This window comes from Enterococcus sp. DIV0170 (assembly GCF_051710765.1).
Taxonomy (GTDB): domain Bacteria; phylum Bacillota; class Bacilli; order Lactobacillales; family Enterococcaceae; genus Enterococcus_A; species Enterococcus_A raffinosus.
The window spans coordinates 2,997,209-3,016,081 of the sequence record NZ_JBIOLG010000001.1 but is presented as its reverse complement, the minus strand read 5'-3'; the positions used below and the strand labels follow the sequence as shown (position 1 = coordinate 3,016,081).

The 18,873-nt window shown below is 38.6% G+C and carries 19 protein-coding genes; 12 read left to right on the top strand and 7 right to left on the bottom strand.

From position 1 onward, the window contains the following. Positions 1–49: 49 nt before the first annotated feature. From IGI50_RS14555 to IGI50_RS14545, 3 genes are all read right to left on the bottom strand, one after another. Positions 50–262, bottom strand: a complete 213-nt coding sequence (locus tag IGI50_RS14555; protein ID WP_010745183.1) for a DUF2922 domain-containing protein — start codon at positions 260–262, stop codon at positions 50–52. A 13-nt stretch (positions 263–275) separates the two neighbouring features. Continuing rightward, positions 276–485 (bottom strand): hypothetical protein, encoded by a 210-nt coding sequence (locus IGI50_RS14550; RefSeq protein ID WP_438777431.1) that lies wholly within the window; start codon positions 483–485, stop codon positions 276–278. Between the two features lie 294 nt (positions 486–779). Beyond that, positions 780–1,496 carry a hypothetical protein gene (locus IGI50_RS14545; protein WP_438777430.1) on the bottom strand — a complete coding sequence of 239 codons (717 nt, stop codon included), beginning with the start codon at positions 1,494–1,496 and terminating at the stop codon, positions 780–782. A gap of 428 nt (positions 1,497–1,924) precedes the next feature. Between IGI50_RS14545 and IGI50_RS14540 the strand changes: the two genes are divergently transcribed. Beyond that, entirely contained in the window at positions 1,925–2,524 is a 600-nt protein-coding gene (locus IGI50_RS14540) for a DUF6287 domain-containing protein (RefSeq protein ID WP_438777429.1), read from the top strand. Between the two features lie 337 nt (positions 2,525–2,861). Here IGI50_RS14540 and IGI50_RS14535 read toward each other — a convergent pair whose 3' ends face one another. Beyond that, a complete protein-coding gene (locus tag IGI50_RS14535) occupies positions 2,862–4,325 on the bottom strand; it encodes a serine hydrolase domain-containing protein (protein ID WP_438777428.1) in 1,464 nt (487 codons plus the stop codon). 386 nt (positions 4,326–4,711) lie between these two features. On the opposite strand from IGI50_RS14535, the gene IGI50_RS14530 reads away from it, so the two are divergent. The 3 genes from IGI50_RS14530 (at position 4,712) to IGI50_RS14520 (ending at position 8,020) form a co-directional block, all read left to right on the top strand. Further along, the gene (locus IGI50_RS14530) at positions 4,712–5,662 is read left to right on the top strand and encodes a bZIP transcription factor (protein WP_438777427.1); all 951 of its coding nucleotides are present in this window, start codon (positions 4,712–4,714) and stop codon (positions 5,660–5,662) included. Between the two features lie 226 nt (positions 5,663–5,888). Then, positions 5,889–6,833 (top strand): protein kinase domain-containing protein, encoded by a 945-nt coding sequence (locus tag IGI50_RS14525; RefSeq protein WP_438777426.1) that lies wholly within the window; start codon positions 5,889–5,891, stop codon positions 6,831–6,833. After that, the gene (locus tag IGI50_RS14520) at positions 6,827–8,020 is read left to right on the top strand and encodes a hypothetical protein (RefSeq protein ID WP_438777425.1); all 1,194 of its coding nucleotides are present in this window, start codon (positions 6,827–6,829) and stop codon (positions 8,018–8,020) included. The genes IGI50_RS14525 and IGI50_RS14520 overlap by 7 nt, the downstream gene beginning before the upstream one ends. Here IGI50_RS14520 and IGI50_RS14515 read toward each other — a convergent pair. Further along, positions 8,007–8,699: a helix-turn-helix transcriptional regulator gene (locus tag IGI50_RS14515; RefSeq protein ID WP_010745191.1), complete on the bottom strand. Its 693-nt coding sequence runs from the start codon at positions 8,697–8,699 to the stop codon at positions 8,007–8,009. The genes IGI50_RS14520 and IGI50_RS14515 overlap by 14 nt on opposite strands. Positions 8,700–9,317: 618 nt before the next feature. Between IGI50_RS14515 and IGI50_RS14510 the strand changes: the two genes are divergently transcribed. From IGI50_RS14510 to IGI50_RS14480, 7 genes are all read left to right on the top strand, one after another. After that, positions 9,318–10,250 carry a PLP-dependent cysteine synthase family protein gene (locus IGI50_RS14510; RefSeq protein WP_438777424.1) on the top strand — a complete coding sequence of 311 codons (933 nt, stop codon included), beginning with the start codon at positions 9,318–9,320 and terminating at the stop codon, positions 10,248–10,250. Positions 10,251–10,429: 179 nt separating this feature from the next. Next, a complete protein-coding gene (locus IGI50_RS14505; RefSeq protein WP_438777423.1) occupies positions 10,430–11,086 on the top strand; it encodes a class I SAM-dependent DNA methyltransferase in 657 nt (218 codons plus the stop codon). A 1-nt stretch (position 11,087) separates the two neighbouring features. Further along, positions 11,088–11,549: an S-ribosylhomocysteine lyase gene (locus IGI50_RS14500; RefSeq protein WP_438777422.1), complete on the top strand. Its 462-nt coding sequence runs from the start codon at positions 11,088–11,090 to the stop codon at positions 11,547–11,549. Positions 11,550–11,802: 253 nt separating this feature from the next. Further along, positions 11,803–12,366 carry a helix-turn-helix domain-containing protein gene (locus IGI50_RS14495; RefSeq protein ID WP_438777421.1) on the top strand — a complete coding sequence of 188 codons (564 nt, stop codon included), beginning with the start codon at positions 11,803–11,805 and terminating at the stop codon, positions 12,364–12,366. 121 nt (positions 12,367–12,487) lie between these two features. Next, positions 12,488–12,640, top strand: coding sequence for a hypothetical protein (locus IGI50_RS14490; RefSeq protein WP_438777420.1), 153 nt, complete (start codon positions 12,488–12,490; stop codon positions 12,638–12,640). Positions 12,641–13,111: 471 nt separating this feature from the next. Continuing rightward, on the top strand, positions 13,112–13,864 hold the full coding sequence (locus IGI50_RS14485) for a winged helix-turn-helix domain-containing protein (RefSeq protein ID WP_438777419.1): 753 nt from the start codon (positions 13,112–13,114) through the stop codon (positions 13,862–13,864). A gap of 17 nt (positions 13,865–13,881) precedes the next feature. After that, positions 13,882–15,897: a MucBP domain-containing protein gene (locus tag IGI50_RS14480; protein WP_438777418.1), complete on the top strand. Its 2,016-nt coding sequence runs from the start codon at positions 13,882–13,884 to the stop codon at positions 15,895–15,897. Between the two features lie 57 nt (positions 15,898–15,954). Here IGI50_RS14480 and IGI50_RS14475 read toward each other — a convergent pair whose 3' ends face one another. Together IGI50_RS14475 and IGI50_RS14470 are read right to left on the bottom strand one after the other, a co-directional pair. Further along, complete coding sequence (locus IGI50_RS14475; RefSeq protein ID WP_438777417.1) at positions 15,955–16,590, bottom strand: TetR/AcrR family transcriptional regulator; 636 nt, start codon at positions 16,588–16,590, stop codon at positions 15,955–15,957. 266 nt (positions 16,591–16,856) lie between these two features. Next, positions 16,857–17,744, bottom strand: a complete 888-nt coding sequence (locus IGI50_RS14470; protein WP_438777416.1) for a VOC family protein — start codon at positions 17,742–17,744, stop codon at positions 16,857–16,859. 186 nt (positions 17,745–17,930) lie between these two features. Here IGI50_RS14470 and IGI50_RS14465 point away from each other — a divergent pair, with 186 nt between their 5' ends. Then, entirely contained in the window at positions 17,931–18,791 is an 861-nt protein-coding gene (locus IGI50_RS14465) for a VOC family protein (protein ID WP_438777415.1), read from the top strand. Positions 18,792–18,873 lie beyond the last annotated feature (82 nt).

The window sequence follows — 18,873 nt, the reverse complement described above, 5'->3', positions numbered from 1 at the left end:
TTTAGTAGAGGAAGGCGGCAGCTGCGCCGCACTTCCTCAAGGTGTCTGCTTAGAAAATAACTGTTTCTACTGTTTCGATATATTTAGCGCCGACGACTTGGTTATAGAGCTTTTCGCCATCCTTTTCGAATAAGTTTAGCAGCGTCATTTTTTCTAAAATGGCTTGGATATCTTCTGGAGCTTTTCCTTCACCTGGATTTTGATAGCTCCATGTCTGAGAGCGACCACCGCTCGTCTTATAAACTGATACAAGTTTTTTCATTTATCGTTTCCTCCTAATTTTTAGTCACACGCGATTGGCTGGTGATGATGACGCCATCTAGTAACGTGCCGTCTTGGTCTAGTTCTGCCATGATCTCGCCTAATTTGATGATTTCTGCTTCGTCAGGGTTATCCACAACATTTGAGAAAGTAATCTTTTTCAATTTTTCCACACCTGGTAAAGATAGGTGAACCTGTAATTTCGTTGCTAGTTTTTGGATCATTTTGATTCCTCCATGTTTTCATTTGTTCCGGCCGGTGACTAAAAGATAAAGGATTTCAAAAAGAAAGGCGAATCGCAAATTGACCCAATGACCCTCAAATTGACCGTTTTGGAAGCTGTAACCCGCATTCTACCGTTCAAAAACGGTTAATTTGGGGGTAGAAGTGTTAATTTGCAATTTGATAGAGAAGGTATTTTTGATTATAATAAAAGGCTTATAAAACTGATAAGAAAGCAAAGAGAGCTGACCACTTCGTTAATGAAGGATCAGCTCTTTGTATATCAACAATTAAGATTAAAGCCACTGGATATCGCCAAATTCTTGCGTATCATCCATTAATGGACTGCAATGATAAAGAGAATAAGTGATCTGGTAGAGGCGATTGATCTCGCCAATCGTTGTGCGGAATTTTTTTAGACGAGTTTTTTTACTTAGTGTACGCGCAAAAGGAGTGTTGGGGAAAAATAAGTAATCTAGAGGACATTCCCCATGAATCACGTAATGAAAAACACCGCGACGAATGGTTGCTAGGACTAGACAAGCGGTCTCTGCATGGGTAACGAAGCGTCGTCGATGAACAGGAAGAATCAGGATTAGATCATTGATCATTTGTACGTAGTGTTGCCCATGATGTTTAAAAACTCTTGAAATGGTAAGCGGATTGATCCAGATCGTATGGTCTTTGCCTTCTAAGGGGAAAAGCGTAAAGAAGGGACATACCCAAGGCATTTTATACTTGCCAAAATGTCCAAGCTTTTTTAAACAACTGGATAAAACATGATAGTCAGAAAAGGAATGGAAAGAGGAAAAGCGATGCAACATCTTTAACGCACTAGTGTCACTGAAAAAAACTTCATCTTCAGTAAAGACTAAAACGCCGGATCTCTCAGGCAAGGAGATAATACAAATAATCTCATGAATGGCGGATGAATCAAAAAGGCTGGCTTTCGCTAAATAATGTTCCCACAGGGGCGACCACAGTTTGTCATCTAGATACTCAAAATTGTCCATAAAAATCCTCCTCAATAAATTAATAAAACTATATTTCTATACTAAAAATATAACTCATGGAGAAAACAAAGTGAATTATAACTTTTAAAAAGTAAGTAAAAACAACAGGCAAATAAAAAGACAATAAATAACAGTAAAAGAAAAAAGAAGTTAAATATTTGGTAATAGATGATTTTCTTCTAAAATCATGACTTTTATTCAAAAAAGAAGATAAAAAAGAATTTTTTTCGTGAATCAATGTGAGTAATTTTGATAAATTTATTAGAGGTAATAGGAGTAAATAAAATTTAAAATAACGCACTATTTTTTTGAGGGTAGGCTGTCAGCAGGGGAGTTTTCCGAAAAGATGGTTAAACAAATTAGCAATAAAGATTATGGTAAAATAATAAATAGTAAATAAACGTTTATAAATAATGAGGAGGAAAGAAATGAAATATTTAAAATTTTTGTTGATTGCATCATTTATGGGAATAGTTTTGACAGGATGCACAAGTGATTCGACAAAAACCGCAGATACTTCAAGTAAACAAGTAAGTTCTAGTACAGTGATGGAGACTTCTGCAAGCAGCACCGTGACTAATTCAACATCAGTAAGCGAACCGATTTCTACTGCCGATACCTCAAAGGCACAAGACAATGAAGCTGGACTAGTGGAAGCTGATATATTGAATAGTGATTATACTTCATTAAACGGAACTTGGAAAAATTCCAATGGGTATCAAGTAACTTTTAATAATGGTGCGGTTACTTTGTCTGGTGAAGGGATTGGGGGACGAACCGAATTCTCGTTGAGTAATCCACGAAAACAAAGCAATGTAATCTTTTTAGCTTTTGAACCGGCACCCGCTCCAAATGGAATGGAAATAATGCTTGCGTTAAAAGGGACTAGCCCATCTGAAGGGCTTAGTACAGATGGAACGGACTTAAATTACGATCGATTTATTATGGGAAACAACGGCGGAACATCATTGTTTGCTCCCAAAGAAAATGGCGGTATTCCTGATACGGCATATTACAGAGAAAAATAGGTATGTTACTTATTTTTAGAGGAACTCTTTTGAACGATCCAAGTTCTAAAACATTTTTGGAGGTATAGTTATAACTTTCAGTAAAAAAATACAACTGAAGTTTGCGGTTATAGGCTGTCAAAATGTAGTTTAACGTTTTGTAATACTTTTTTTTAATAGTACTTGTTCTTTTTTGCATGTTTATTGTTTTTCATTTCAATAGATGAGATTGTTTCATCTATCCGTTTTCTTGGGTGACATTGTCCAACTATAAAATTATCTCTAATTATGTCCAAATAAGACAATATTTAGATGTGAGTAGGAGATGAAAAACTCATTCATCTCCTACTCGCTTCGTTCATTGATTTTTTGGATAAATACTTGCCATATATGCTGCGGCAATGAGTAGTCCAGATAATATGGTGAATGCACCAATACCAGTATACATACTGTAAGGAGCCCACGTGCTTAATGCAAGCCAATTGCTGTTAAATGTTATTGGAAAAACGATCAGCATAACGATCGCTAATATCAGCAGAACTACTGGCAAAGCGATAAATTTGGCGATTCGTTTCTTTCGAACGTCTTTGATTCGGGTGCCCGTGCGGGATCGTTTTTTGATACGGAAAATCATAACTAGTGTGCCGATTAATAATGGAACACAGATGAAGGTTATGATGGAAAAAATCTTGTCCATCGTTACCCAGATATCTGGCTTATAAGACGAAATAGGGTCTCCATCCATAATATTAACGATATTTTCAGCCATCATATTTGTATTTACTGTCGCGTTGATATTCGTCAAAACACAGACGCCAATATTTGTATCCGGTTTGATGATAAAGTTTGTAGAATAATTTGGTGTTCCGCCCGAATGTTGAATCGTCCCATCATCCAGTACGAACCAACCTGCGGCATAACGTGTCTCTTCATCCACTCGATGAGCGTCATCGGGCTGGTGTGATTTAGTGATGATGCGTTTCATCTGTGGTTCTACATCTATCGTGCCTAATTGGATTTTCAGCCATCGACTAATATCCTTTGTACTAGAAATAATGTAGCCAGTCGGAATCAATGCAGGCTTGATCGCTACTTCGTAAGGGTGCGTCATAAAAAAGGATAGACGACTTCCTTGTATGATCGCATCTTTTTTCGTTACCTTTTCAGGGTCAGCAGAAGTATTTTGTAATCCCAATGGGTCGAAAATGACTTCCTTTATAAACTCCGCATAGCTTTTCCCGGTAATCGTTTCAATGAGCAACCCTAAAAGTACATAGTTCGCATTGGCATAAGCGTATTGATCGGAAGGATACGATACTAATTCCGCTCCCGCGAAGGTATGCCCGTATTCCTCAAGCGTCATTTCAGCTTTGGCTGTTGGAAATTTACTTTCATCATTTGTGAATCCGCTGGTTTGATAGACTAGGTTCGCGATTGAAATATCTTCATCAGGGACGTTTTTCCCGTCATACTTCACTTTGAACCAAGGCAGATACTTCGCGACTGAGTCATCAAGTGAAAGCAGGCCTTCATCTTCTAACCATAAAATACTTAAGGCTGTGAAGGCTTTTGAAGTGGAACCAATAGTGTATAACGTATTTTGATCAGCCGTCTGGCTTCCTTTTGAAAGAAAAGTTACGTTATCACCACGTATCATCCCCGTAGATACACTTGGTATTTTAGCCTTGTCGACATGCTCTTGTATCATGCTGGAAACTTCCTCTTGTTCCGTTTCCGCGGATGCCGAAATGGAAGAAATCGTCACAGAAAAAATGACCAACAATAGTGTGAATAAACCCATTACACTTTTTAATTTTTTCATAGGACCTCCTAATAGTCTTTCTTTCATTGTACGATTAAGAAATTCTGAGTACATCAGACGTAAGTTGTAAGATGAAAAATTATTTTTTTGCGTTTTATTGCATCGTGGCGATGTTTTCTTGAGGAGTATGATTAAAAATTGAAGCATTTTTATCAGACAACACCGTTAAGAGTTTTCAGGAAACCGATAACAGGTATTTTTCGACCGTTCGTGATCATTAAGGATTGATTGTTTTATTTTATATAGTGTTCTTTTATCAATAGTTCAATCTGAAAAATATGATTGTGATTTCCTTTTGTTGAAAGTGTTATTGAGAAATATACTAATTAATGTTAAATTATAAAATAAGAAACGGGTGTTATAAAATATGGTAAGGAGAGTTTGATTTGAATAAAGGGTTAGTTTTTATTTTAGGTCTTACATTAGTAATTATTGTTGTATCAGTTGTATTATTTTGGAAATTCAATATAAAGGATGCAAACAAAAAAGAAAAAACTGCATCAAATGTTATAAAAGAATTTTTACCGCTTCTTGTGGCCTATGTTGCTATTCTTCCAGCTGCATTACCGTACATACTGCCTGACGATAGAACGGCGGTATACTTTCCGGGATATGAAGATAAAATTGAAGAGGTAAATGAATTAAAAAAAGAAAATGACGAATTGAAAAAGACGATTGCCGACCAGACGCAAGAGCAAAGTAAGCTGTCAGAAAAAAATAAAGATTTGAGCAAGAAAAACTTTGCTGAATTAAATAAGGTTGCTTTGGTATCAGATGGATTGCCCATTAAGGATGGAAATAACACGGTAGCAAGTGTAAATGGTTCCACCTACTACAACGAAGATATCGTTAAAAACTTGGTTGGTAAGGATGCAAATTTTGATGAGGATTCAAAAACTGTGTATATCGGCTCTGAATCTGATCAGAAAGTGACGAAGCAATTACTGTCTGATCAATACAGTATGCTTTACGGTGGCGAAAATTATGAATCACTAAAAGATCCAGAAGAAGACTATCACGTTGGTGGAGAAAGTATCAAGAATGGTTTTGTTTTCAAGGGTTATTCTTTTACAGATAATATAGCCTTACTAAACACGAATAAAAAGTTTACTAAAGTGACATTCGATATAGGAAAAGTAGACGAATCAAAAGGGTCGCTAGAAGATGGAAAGCTAAAAGTAAGTCTCAATGGTGAGAATAAGCATCAAGAAAATGTCCGTGCGGATGTAACATCACAACATTTTGAATATGATATTACAGACGTAAAAACACTAAAATTGGAACTGGCCGATAGTGGTTCAGCATTTGGTGTTTATAATATGTTTTTTACAAAGTAATATTTCTATACCCCGTTAGGATTTTTCTTAACGGGTTAATCTTGTTTGAATGATTTCATTTTGTAGGGACAATAAAAAAGCATTAGGGATATATCTAGTTCGATGCTGCATTCAAAATAGAGAAAGTTATCTTAGTAATTATACCGGAAATGCGTAATTTATTAGTAGAGGGAGCAGTTGTAGGTGTGATCATTATGGTTATTGCTTATTGAATGGGAGGATAAGGATGGAAAAACGAGATGTTACTAGGTCAGATATCGAAAAAATTTTGGATAGGCATGAGATTAGGAATGCGTCGATATCGTCATTTCCTAAAAGTGGACAAAAAGCAGTTTTCAAAATTAACACGGACGAGTCATCTTTTATATTGAAGATTTATAATGTGACTCCGTATGATTCGATTAATCAAGCAGAATTCGATCATCATATAGATCCAGATGAATTTGAATTACAAAAAAATGAAGAGAATCAACTTTATACATTGTATATTGAACGTGAAGTAAATGCTTCTAAAGAGTGCTCTATTTTTCCTAAGATGATAATTACAGAAAAAATTGAAGATTATTCAATGGAGGAGCATTTTTATAAGTATTACTTTGAAGAATTAGTAGAAGGAGAAACATTAAATACTTCAAAGTATTATAGAGAAGAAAATAGTATTGAAGAAATTGCTGCTTTTTTATATAGAGCGTTGGGACTAATTGATGAAATGTGGTCAACTACGTATGTCCATAGAGATATTAAGCCAAATAATGTAATTGTTCATGGTGATGAAGTAAAGTTTATTGATCCAGGACTAGCAAAATCTGCTAATGATGAAGCAATTACTAGAACAGGATTTGTTGTCGGAACGCCTAGATATTGGGCTCCAGAGCAGCAGGGAATTCAATCAAATTATAATTGGACTTTTAAAACTGACTTATATCCATTGGGCTTATTGGCAATAGAAATGTTTTTACCTGAGTTTAGGAATCAAAATGGTCCAAATCTAAAGGATATGAACCTTGTTTTCAAAAAATGGAAGGAAAAAGATGATTCTAAGGAGTCTGTCGATTTCTTTCGTAATATTATCAATAGACTTTCTTCCGAACGAATATACCGGAGAGCGAATTCAATAGAAGAGTTGCAAAACAAATTACTAAAATATAAAGGAGGGATTGACAGATGTTAATGATACAACAGGGACCAGCAGCTGGACCCAAATTAGAAAAAATTTTAGCTAGTGGATTCTGTGAAGGAGTCATTTGGGATCCCAGAGACCTGAGACCGAAAAAAATCAATCAATATATTCAAGAAAACGAAAAATTTGATTGGTTGCTCCATATGATGGAATTTAAGCAATATTATCAGCAGTTTGATAAATCTGATAAAAAGAAATTAAAGGATTATGTTCAGTTTCCTACAGCTCCTTTAGATCGAACTTTTTTGAAGCAACAAAAAAATCTTGATGACTTAGTATTCAATAATTTTGATTTTCAACACTTGGTGGCTCTGGATTATATCTGTACACCTACTTTTTATGTAGAGGATTTTGGACATCGTATTATTGAGAGAATAATTGAGATATGGCAGAAAAGTGTTTCTTTTATTGAGAGTGAGGGGTTAACGAAACCATTATTTGCAACGATGGTTATTTCAGAAAAAGCATTTTCTAACTATGATTATATTGGTGATTTTCTTGATGATTTGGGAGATTTATCAGGATCAGTAAAGGGGGTGTACTTCACTGTAGATCGAAATGAGATGAGTCCATTAAGGCATAAGTTTGATGTCAAAAGCTTAACAAATATTCTTCAATTTATTCATGATCTTAAGTTAATGGGGTTAACGGTGATTGTTGGATTTACTAGCGTTGAGGGGTTGTTATACTCTTCGGTAGGAGCTGATTTTGTGGGGACAGGTTGGTTTTATTCTTTGAGGAAGTTTAATAGAATCCAGAAAGGATTACCGCCAGAGAAGTCATTTGGAATTCAAAAAAAGAGATATACATCGATAAAAGTTTTTTCTGAAGTTCCGTTACAAGAAGCTATTTATAATGTTGGTTCTCCTAGTCATTCACTCATTTTGAATGATTGTTTCATTGATAACGAGTTAATGTCTGGGCTAGAGATAGATGAAATTAATAGTAATGATTGTTATTTACAACATTTTGAAGAGATGCATAAATATATAAAATTGATTGATTCGTATCCCGATGTAGTTGAAAAAACTGACAAGATTCTGGAATTACTAGAAACAGCCAAGATTAATATAGAGAAATTTAATAATCTGCCTCACAATACGTATCCAATTAACGGGGATCATATAAAACAATATTCAAAAGCCATTAGAAATGTAAAAGAAGCTAACTTTCTATAGTTAGCTTCTTTTCTTTGTCGTCAGTTTCAAGTAGTACAAATTTTGCAATGCTGGAGATGAGTGTGGCATTTCTTTTCAAAGGAGAAACTTTCTTTTTTATATCCAAATATATTTTGAAATTTTTCTCAGAAACACCTATTAAACCGATATTATTATATTTAAAATAATCATTCTTTTTCAAAAATAGTTTCTGGGCCATTTCATCAGGAAAAACAACATACGAATAAGCAGAGAACCTTTTGTTGTTATTTGCTTGAGTAATCGCTTTTTTCCAATCAGAAAGTTTCGCTTCGTAGGAGGTGAATTCAATAAACGGAAATGAAAAATTATCATTAATTAGATATCTTCCTGAAGAAACTTCAACAATAATTTCAGCATTTATTAGTCTTTTTAGAGTGTACTTAACACTGTTAATATCATAGCCGCTGGCGTTTTTAATAAACTCTAACGTTCTAACTGCTTTTTTATGTAAAAGTGAAACAATTCGAGCGTATCTAAATTCAGATAATAAATTTGCTTGTTCTTTAGAAAGGAGTAATCTGCTGTTATTTGTAACTTTAACAATATCAACATTTCCAAAACGGGCATTAAATTCATCAACAATTTTTTCATTGTTTGTTGCTTGTTCAAGTAATTGTTTATGAAAACATTTTTGCAATTCAAGCTCAGATGAAAACATCAAGTATCCTCCAATCTTTTTAGTGTCAAAGAAATTTTATCATATAAAAGGTAACACAAACTAGAACATTCAAAAAAAATAATGACTTAAGTAAAAGAAAAATTGTCAATATTAACGATAGGTGCACTATTGCTTGAGTTAGTATGTTTAGGATCAAATTTTTATAAAACAGAAAGGTGATTATCTATTTAAGCTGTAAATCCAATTAAATACATTTCAGTTATTGAAATCAGTACTGATAGTTTTCCCTGCTTAAAACCGAATGAACCTTTCCTTTGACATCAACGACTATCTATGGTAATTTTTTAAAAACATTGTAAGAGTTATAAACTTTTTGGAGGTAGAGTCATGACATTCAGCAAACAATTTGCAACTGAAGCTTGCTGTTGTTGTATGGTGCTAAAAAGCAGCATACCGTTTTGTCATGCCTATTAACTGCCCAAGTTTCGATTTGTATAGATACTGCTATACCCTTTAATTGGGGATTACTAGTATCAATCTAGCGGAATCTCAAGGTGCTGATTAATAGTCAGCGCCTTTTTTTGTTACCCAAAAAACTGTTTTGGATTTTTTTCGAGTTCCCAAATAAATACCTTAATACGAGATAGGAGCATAACAATGATCATAGATTCTATTCAAGCGGCGATCGGGGACACCCCGATGCTGCGGTTCACTCATCAGCAATTTGCAGAAATACCTGAAGGTTCAGCGCTTTACGCGAAGCTGGAATACTTGAATCCGGGAGGCAGTATCAAGGATCGGTTAGGTATGTATCTGATTGAAGAGGGCCTTGCGCAGGGCAAGATTAATGACCGTACGACGATTATTGAACCGACAGCTGGCAATACGGGGATCGGCGTGGCGCTTGCGGCATTGGCAGCTGGATTGCCGACGATATTTGTTGTTCCTGAGAAGTTCAGCTTGGAGAAGCAAGCATTAATGCGGGCGTTGGGAGCGAAGCTTGTACATACGCCAACTTCTGAAGGAATCAGTGGAGCGATTGCAAAGGCGAAGCAGCTTCATGAGGAAATGGCTGATAGTTATTTACCTTTGCAGTTTGAAAATCCTGCGAATCCAGAGGCGTATTACCATACGTTAGGGCCTGAACTGGTGGAAGACCTTGGTGATGAGATTACGAGTTTTGTAGCGGGGATTGGCAGTGGCGGCACATTTAGTGGGGTGGCGCGTTATTTGCTGGAACGAAATCCAGCGATACGTTTGATTGGTGTAGAGCCTGAAGGATCGATCCTTAATGGCGGAGCGAGTCATGGTCATGAGATCGAAGGGATCGGTGTAGAGTTTATTCCTAAGTTTCTTGAAGGTCTGCCGATCAGCGAAGTTGCCACGATTAGTGACACGGTAGGTTTTGCGATGACGCGTAAATTGGCGAAGGAGCACGGGACCTTGATCGGCAGCTCGTCGGGCGCGGCGATGGTAGCGGCGTTAGCGGAGATTGTCAAGCTGCCTGCGGGGAGTCAGGTTGTGACGATTTTTCCAGATGCGGGGGATCGCTATCTATCGAAAGAAATTTATTCTCGGACGAATTACTAAAATCGTCGAGTCCATTTGCCGAGTTATGGCTATTATAAGTTGGCAAAAAATAGATGCACAGCATTTATGATTATCGAATTTTACTATGACGAAAGGCTCTGGAGGTGTGACCGGTTTGGCCTGAGGACTATTAAGGATATAGAGCATCTAAAGAATTAATAGAAAGAGAGGTGTCGCAGATGGGATTGGAGTTCATGCCGATCTTTGAGGAGTGGGCACTGGATTATGATGAGGAAGTGAACGGCGGCGATTCTGAATATCAAGAAGTATTCGCGAATTATTGGCAGATACTTGCTGAGATCACCGCCGTTTCAGGAGATACCGTGTTAGAGTTTGGCAGCGGAACAGGAAACTTAACAGAGAAATTAGTCGCTGCTGGAAAGACGGTTTATCCAATAGAACCATCGCCAGAAATGCGGCGGATCGCAGTGGAAAAGCCAGGGTTACAGGAAACGGAATTTTTCCCAGGAGATATGGAAGATTTTCCCATGCCGTCAGAGCCAGTGGATACGATTGTTTCAAACTTGGTCTTTCACCATTTGACTTCGAAGGAGAAAGAGGGAGCGATCCAACGTTACAGTGAGCTGTTAGCTCCTAGGGGCAAGATCATATTCGGCGATACGATGTTTTTGTCGCATAAGTCTTACGATAAGATTTTGGCAGAGGAAAAGGCGGCGGGCAGAGACAGCTTGGCGGCAGATTTAGAACGGGAGTATTATCCTGTGATCAGCGAGTTAGAAGATTACTTTAGCGCGAACGGCTTTCAAACAAGGTATCGACAAATGAATCGCTTTGTTTGGCTAGTCGTCGCAGAAAAACTAATGGAGGCAGAATAAGATGAAAATGAACGTTGAGAGCTTTAATTTGGATCACACAAAGGTAAAGGCACCGTATATCCGTGTGGCGGATAAGAAAACAGGAGCGAACGGTGACCTGATCGTGAAATACGATGTTCGCTTGAAGCAACCGAATCAGGCTTATATGGACATGGCGGCGCTGCATTCGCTGGAGCATTTGACCGCTGAATTGATCCGTAACCATGCGGACTATATCGTGGACTGGTCGCCGATGGGGTGCCAGACAGGATTTTATCTAACGGTTCTAAACCATGACAACATCGAAGAGATCATGAATGTGGTGGAACTGACCATGAAGGATGTCCTGCAGGCGACAGAAGTGCCAGCCAGCAATCCGGTCCAATGCGGCTGGGCAGCGAATCATACGTTAGAAGGCGCGCAAGAGTTGGCGAAAGAATTCTTGAGTCAACGTGACGAGTGGAGCATCATCTTTGCGGATTAATCAGTAAAAGAAATATTTTTAGGAAGCTGACTGAGATTTTGGTCGGCTTTTTTTGAATTTAACGGGATTAATAGATAGAAAGAATCATTTGTATCATGTTATTTTCTTTCAACAATAATTTGATTTCCTTCTCGCTAAATCGTTAGTATAATAACGATGCTTGTCATTCGAGCTTGCCTTTTTGTCAGAGCTTTGGTAACTTGCTTGTAACTTATCGTTTCAATAGTTAAAGTCGATTTAGGGGGATGGATCATTGCTGGGAGAAAAATTAAAAGAACAACGAATGTCATTGGGATTGACCCAACAGGAGGTGGCGGAGCATCTTCATGTATCGCGCCAGACCATTTCAAATTGGGAGGTTGGACGGAACTTTCCAGATATTCCGATGATTATTTCCATCAGTGATTATTACCACATCTCTTTAGACGAACTGTTGAAAGGGGACGAACAATTGATGGATAAAATGAAGAAGGACGCAGAACTTCTCAAACGTACCAAACGGAGAAAAATCTTTGATTGGGTATTTGTGGGATTATTGCTGCTGACGGTAGGATCGGCCTTTTTGATCAGCCGATTACCAGATATTTCGAATCAAAAAGTCTGGGGCATGCTAGTCGTAGGTATCGTATTTATTTTTTCAATCGTGCGCTATTTTGTGGTTATTCCAAAGAGCGATGCGGTCAGCGGGATGCAGGCGCCATTAGTCATACCGAAATCCTTCGGTGTTGGCTGGGCGATCAATCCTTACCATCCGTTAGGGAAAGTTCTGCTGATTGGGATCTTTGTGGCGATCGAAGTGATGATCTTTCTTGGATAACTATGAGCTCTGTGGATCTGTTTACCAGCAGGTTCGCGGCGCTTTTTTTATTGTGTCGTATTGTTTTTCATTTTTGTGGCTGCGTGAGATCATCCCACCAGTAGTAAAAAGGGAGCTTTGGATGATTAAGGTTGTATTCACCTATCGAACGAAAAAGGAAGCTCTACCGAAATTAATGGACAAGTTTGCTCAGTCTGAGAGTGATCCGGCGTTTCAGTCGGAAGCTAGCAAAGGTTTCAAAGATCAGCGAGTGACGATGTCTATATCGTTTTAGATACCTATTATGAATCTCGAGAAGCGTATGAGGAACGAACAAAATTTGAGCGGCGCTTATCTAAATGGAAGGATAGTTGGTTTTCGCTAGATAATAAGCATAAGGAAAATCATCGTAGAAGTTTTTGATGTACTGTAAAACACCGAAGAAGGGACTAGCATAATTTGCTGGTTCTTTTTTTGTTAAAAAATTTAACCGACAAGCAAAATAACTCACGGTAGTTAGATATTTTTAATTATATATCTAAAAAAGAAAAAACAAAACTTAATTTAAACATTTATTATATTTATAAGTGATTTTTAACTTAAAAAAATCTTGACAAAACTGCTATTTACTAGTATATATAAATAAACTAGTGAACGCTAGTTTATTAATTGGTTAATTTTTAATTTGAATGTAAAGCGAAAATAAGTGTTGGGAAAGTTAAGACAATTAAACAGTGAATGAACAAAAATAAGGAGGGATCACGAGATGACGAAGGTACTATTATTAAGTAAGAATCATACGGTTGAATCCAAACTTCAAACAATTTTAGAACGTATAAATGCTGAATTTTATTGCTCTTCCAGCTTGTTCTATCAAGCGAAGGAATATCCGCATGTGATTCAATTTTTCTCATTAGTCATTATTTGCGATACGATTTCAAACGTGGAGCTTGCACAATACATACAGAGGATAAAGGATTGCGGCGTTCCGGTATTCAGAATGGGAAGCAAACGAAAGATTGCGGAAACAGAATTTGCTTGGCTGGATAGTGAGATCGATTATTGGATCGAATCAGGGGATAGTGATTCTGAGATTATCGACAAGATTGCTCGAGCAAGTTTCTCCGCTACAAGTAATGTACAAATGAAGCAGGAGGAGACATTCTCAGATCAGAGCTATTCGAACTTTATCAACCGTCTGTCTAAACGAGAGCTTCAGCTTTTGATGTGTTTATATGAAGCCAACGGCAAAACTGTTTCAAGGGAGATATTGTGTAAAAAAATGTGGGAGACAGAAGTTTCTCATGCGAGATTTTCTAATTTATCGGCGATTGCCAAACGTCTAAAGCTAAAAATGTTAGCTGCGGGAATTGATACGGAGGGGCTCGGTTCCAGTTGGGGACAGGGATACTTTTTACAGGCTCCGCTGATAACTTTTTTGAGAAATAATGACTTCGACAATTATTGTAAGGCGATGTCTAGCCGTCCGGTTGCGACTGAAGTACAAGTAGATAGTTAAAAAGGAGGAGTGAATACATGAAGAAGTTAGGGATGAAGCTGTTTGTTGGGTTGTTTTGCTGCAATATCATTCTTGGAGGAATTCTGCCAGCGACAGTCTTTGCCGAAGAAAGTGGAAGTACAGCACGAAGTGAGTCGGTGGAGACATGGATGCCAGATCCGAATTTGCGAAAGGCTGTGGCTTATTATTTAGGTGGAATCAATCCAGAGGAAATAACCAAAGAGGCGATGGCTAATCTAGATATGTTGACGTTCGATCAATATACGTTAGATATTCCAGAAGATACAGTCGTTGATTTTACAGGTCTTGAATATGCGGGGGAGTTGCTGACCTTTGATAGTACCTATGTCATCGCAAAAAATGTTCCGACGATTAAGGTGGCGGATCAATCCTTCGCCTATGTGATGCCAAACGTTTTGAAAAAACTTGAAACGACAGGTAGAGTCAGTCAATTGGAGATCGGTAAAAGGTATGGAGAGGGTGTACCTGCCAGTGAGCTTATTGGTCTGGGTGAAGACATCCATCGTATGAATCCCGCGGACTCCCTTCGAATTTTTTCAAAAGACATGGCGGACTTTTCTGCGATTGGGATTCAATCAGAAGCCTTGACGGATACAAATTATGCGGAATTTGTCACGCAGACTCAATTAGTCCTGCCTGATTTAAAAGTGGAAAAAGGCCATACAGGAAAAGTTTTGTATACACAGGATGCTCTGAAAGACTTCCGAGGAAACTCGCTGCTTTCAGCAGTGGCTACTACAATGCCGACTACGGTTCAATATTTCGATGAGAACAAAGATTATATTGACTATCCGACCTTCGATTATACAGATGAAGGAATGGAATTCGAGGATATACCGGAAGAGGCTGCTTATGTTTATATTGATTTTGCGCGTATTCCGACACGTCTATCAAATAATGCCAATACAAGAGCGCTCAATTATGATCTGTACAGTCTTAACGCGTTGATTCCTATTGTGAGATTTCAACCAGGAGCAGACGTGACAGTAAGATATCAGGATGAGGATGGCGAAAGCATCGCTGCAACTGAAGTGCTAACCGGAAATATCGGTGAAAATTACACTTCTGAGCAAAAAACGATCACAGGCTACACCTTCAAAGAGGTACAGGGAAACCCAACCGGTCCATTTACCGACCAGCCTCAGACGGTGACCTATATCTATACAAAATCACCAGTACCAGCAGCAGATGTCACTGTAAAATACCAAGATACAAACGGGGAGACGCTCGCTAATGACGAGACACTGAGCGGAAATATCGGTGAAAATTATACCTCTGAGCAAAAAACGATCACAGGCTACACCTTTAAAGAGGTACAGGGAAACCCAACCGGTCCATTTACTGCTCAGCCACAAACAGTAATCTACGTGTATACGAAAAACGCGGCCAATACATCTAGTGTGACCGTTCATTATCAAGATGAGGCCGGGAAATCACTCGCTGACACAGTTACCTTAACAGGAAAGGTTGGAGAAACCTATTCTTCTGAACAAAAGAAAATTACTGGCTATAATTTCAAAGAAGTACAAGGGAATCCAAAGGGGCAGTTCACAGCAGAAGCGCAAACAGTGATCTATGTCTACACACAAGCTGCAAGTAAGAAGTCAACGGTAATTGCAAAATACCAAGATGAAAAAGGCAACAAGCTTGTCGATGAGGTCGTTCTAACGGGTACAATAGGAGACAGCTACAAAACAGAGCAAAAGAAAATTGACGGCTACACTTTCAAGGAAGTTCAGGGAACACCAGAAGGCAAATTCACAGAGACGCCGCAATCGGTAGTCTACGTCTATACGAAGAAAAATACTGCTGCGACAGGTGATCCAAGTTCACCAACTGGAAATACAGTAATTCATTCAGTCTACACCAGCTATAGCAACGGTAGCTCAGCGAAAGCTCTACCAAACACAGGAGAAGAGACAACAGTTTCTCGTGTATTAACTTTAGCAGGGATCGTATCAATTCTTGCTTTAGGAAGCGGTGTAGTTGTTTGGAAAAGAAAGAAAGCGTAAGAATGTAAAAAAATCAGGAGAAGTTCCGACGAACGGGTCGAAGCTTCCTCTGATTTTTTATTTTGGTTTCACACGATAAATTTGGTCGAACTGTTTGATATGATTTTTTAAGTGTGCGATGTTTTGCTGCTCTAACTCAGGCTGAATGTCGCAGCGACGAATGAGAAAATTCAGCGGAGCGTAAAAGTGCATCGCGGTCGTATAGGGATCCGTTTGAATAAAAACACCTTGTTGAATCAAATCAGAAAAAAGAGCTGTCAGATGCTTCATAGGTGTTTCGAAGAATAATTCATTGTACAGGTCGCCGGCATATTGATTGGTATGCTGCTCTGTGATCAGCAGTTTCCTGAACTTTGAGGCGGTATCATCCTTTAAGTAGAATTTGAAGGCTTTCACATACATTTTCGTCAACTCTTCCACCGGTGTATCAACATACATGCCTGCCGCATCTGCTGTCAACGGCAAGGTATAGGTATTGTTTGCTTTCTTTAAAATTTTTGCTACCTCAACGAGAATCGTATCGAAAATCTCCTGTTTGCTTCTATAATGGTTATACAGTGAGCTGTCCTTGATCCCCACCGCATGAGCGATTTCTTTTACAGATACGCCATCAAAACCATGTTCAGAAAAGAGCGTTAAGGCCTCGTGCCATATGCGTTCTTTTGTATTATTTATGGTTAGTTCCTCCTTCAAGAGCTTTGTGAAAAATATTATAATTAAAATTAATTTGGTCAATCGGTATTTGTAATTTCAATGATGAACTAGCATTGATGTCGTGAATACAAAGAAGCGGATGCGTTTAATATCATATATACTAATAATTTTTTGGCTTGTCAATGGGGAGTGAAGGAGGGGGATTATGGAATTATTTGATTTTATCAGCTATTTATAAGGAATTCCTTCACAAATAAGAACGTAAAAACGCGCAGGAAATCCGAGCATTCCCACGCGTTTATTTGTTATCTATCTGGATAAAGATTAGCTTCAATTTCTGCACGTTGATCCGCTAAAAACGGCGGCAGTACAAAATTCTCTCCTAATGATTCCAAGGGTTCATCAATCGTAAAGCCAGGGGACAAAGTAGCGAACTCCATCCGATTTCCCCCAGGTTCCCGAATATATAGACTTTTGAAGTAGCCGCGAGAGATCATCTTTTCGATCTGCCAGCCTTGCTTTCCAGCTCTGCGATAAAGTTCATCTAATGCTGCTTCATCATCAACCGCAAAAGCAATGTGATCCACGCTGCCTCGTCCCATCCGACTTGCCTCATCTGTCGTCGTAGGCAAAATTTCAAGAAAGTCCGTGTCATTCAACTGGATGCGCTGGTCAAACGTCTGCCAGCCCAGAAAAGCTTCGAAAAATTCACTCGTCGCTTTCGGCTCACGAACATGAATCTGGCTAGAATTTAAGCCCAAAATTTGCTTATCGACTGGAATCTCATTCTTAACCTGATGATCTATCGCTAATGGCGGCAGCTCCGTTTCTGTCAAAACAATCGCCACATCATCAGCATCCACGAAACGCAGCTGTCGATCCCTGATGGTATATGATACGTGATATTGTGCTAAGCGTTCCTGCCAAAAAGCCAGACTGTTCTTCGGAAGCTTCAACCCAATCGTCGAGATAAATTGTTGGTTGTCATAGCGATGCCCCAGATGCGGCACCACAAAAAAGGTTACGACACTGCCAGGCGAACCTTGATAATCTCCATAGTAGTAATGAAGCATGCGATGATTCTCCTGGTTGACGGTATTCTTAACAAAGCGTAGTCCTAGAACTTCTGTATAAAAGCGGACATTCTCGCTTCGATCTTTGGTTAGTAATGAAATATGGTGAAAAGCGGACATAGGAGCACCTTCTTTTTACTTACTTTTGATAAGTATATTCGGTAAAAGCTTGTTCAGCAAGTGAAGCGACTCCAACGACTAACCAATCAATCTAAAGCTAGGCATGAAACTTCACTTACTAATAGTAAGGTGATAAGGTGAGTGTAAGAAGTTGATAAGGAGATACTTATTCAGGAGGTTTTTATTATGACGGTTATTATCCCGAACTTTCAATTAAGCGCGGCTGCTCACAATGGACGTGTCGCTTTAAAAGTAGCGAATTTAGAAAAAATGACTCATTTTTATCAAGAGGTGATCGGGCTGCAGGTGATCGAACAAAGCACTACTCAAAGCACTTTAGGTGTTGGAGAGACTATATTGCTAGAGCTACATAAGGTGGAGGCGCCATTGCCTTTGACCCCTAAAACAGGCTTGTATCATGTAGCCTTTTTACTGCCAAATCGAAAAGCTTTAGGAAATGCTTTGCTGCACTATTTGGAGGAGAAGGCTCCTTTGATCGGTGCCAGTGACCACGGCTATAGCGAAGCACTCTATCTAAATGATCCAGAAGGCAATGGCATCGAAGTGTATTATGACAAACCGCAAAGTGAGTGGGATATTCGTGCAGACGGTGAGATCGTCGGTGTGACTCTCGAAATGGATGCGGAAGCAGTGATTGCGGCTGGCGACGGCACATGGACAGGATTTCCTGTAGGAACAACTGTTGGACACGTTCATTTAAAAGTAGCGGACTTGATGCAAACAGAAAAATTCTTCACCGAAGCTTTAGGTTTGTCCCTAAAAAACAATTTCGGCAATCAAGCCAAATTTTTCGCTACCGGTGATTACCATCACCATATCGGCTCTAATGTCTGGCTAGGAAAAAATATTCCAGCGATGACAGAGCAAGACTTGGGCTTAGAGTATTTCAGCTTCTCCGTACCAAATCAAACTGAGCTGGATCGCTTGGAAGAGCATTGGAAAAACAAGCTAGCATATACAAAGAACGAAGACGGCAGTTTGATAGTCGTTGATCCAAATGGAATCACGATAAAGTTTGAGAAATAGACGTTCTATTTTTAGTGGATAGTTAATACACACAAATAAAACCCTAGAAACTGAATGATCAGTTCCTAGGGTTCTATTTGTA

Bases quoted from the DNA above. Each gene is read 5' to 3' on its own strand.
- IGI50_RS14540 (WP_438777429.1), top strand. From the start codon at position 1,925: ATGAAATATTTAAAATTTTTGTTGATTGCATCATTTATGGGAATAGTT.
- IGI50_RS14465 (WP_438777415.1), top strand. From the start codon at position 17,931: ATGACGGTTATTATCCCGAACTTTCAATTAAGCGCGGCTGCTCACAAT.
- IGI50_RS14485 (WP_438777419.1), top strand. From the start codon at position 13,112: ATGACGAAGGTACTATTATTAAGTAAGAATCATACGGTTGAATCCAAA.
- IGI50_RS14510 (WP_438777424.1), top strand. From the start codon at position 9,318: ATGATCATAGATTCTATTCAAGCGGCGATCGGGGACACCCCGATGCTG.
- IGI50_RS14525 (WP_438777426.1), top strand. From the start codon at position 5,889: ATGGAAAAACGAGATGTTACTAGGTCAGATATCGAAAAAATTTTGGAT.
- IGI50_RS14545 (WP_438777430.1), bottom strand. From the start codon at position 1,496: ATGGACAATTTTGAGTATCTAGATGACAAACTGTGGTCGCCCCTGTGG.
- IGI50_RS14490 (WP_438777420.1), top strand. From the start codon at position 12,488: ATGATTAAGGTTGTATTCACCTATCGAACGAAAAAGGAAGCTCTACCG.
- IGI50_RS14515 (WP_010745191.1), bottom strand. From the start codon at position 8,699: ATGTTTTCATCTGAGCTTGAATTGCAAAAATGTTTTCATAAACAATTA.
- IGI50_RS14470 (WP_438777416.1), bottom strand. From the start codon at position 17,744: ATGTCCGCTTTTCACCATATTTCATTACTAACCAAAGATCGAAGCGAG.
- IGI50_RS14500 (WP_438777422.1), top strand. From the start codon at position 11,088: ATGAAAATGAACGTTGAGAGCTTTAATTTGGATCACACAAAGGTAAAG.
- IGI50_RS14505 (WP_438777423.1), top strand. From the start codon at position 10,430: ATGGGATTGGAGTTCATGCCGATCTTTGAGGAGTGGGCACTGGATTAT.
- IGI50_RS14480 (WP_438777418.1), top strand. From the start codon at position 13,882: ATGAAGAAGTTAGGGATGAAGCTGTTTGTTGGGTTGTTTTGCTGCAAT.
- IGI50_RS14550 (WP_438777431.1), bottom strand. From the start codon at position 485: ATGATCCAAAAACTAGCAACGAAATTACAGGTTCACCTATCTTTACCA.
- IGI50_RS14535 (WP_438777428.1), bottom strand. From the start codon at position 4,325: ATGAAAAAATTAAAAAGTGTAATGGGTTTATTCACACTATTGTTGGTC.
- IGI50_RS14555 (WP_010745183.1), bottom strand. From the start codon at position 262: ATGAAAAAACTTGTATCAGTTTATAAGACGAGCGGTGGTCGCTCTCAG.
- IGI50_RS14520 (WP_438777425.1), top strand. From the start codon at position 6,827: ATGTTAATGATACAACAGGGACCAGCAGCTGGACCCAAATTAGAAAAA.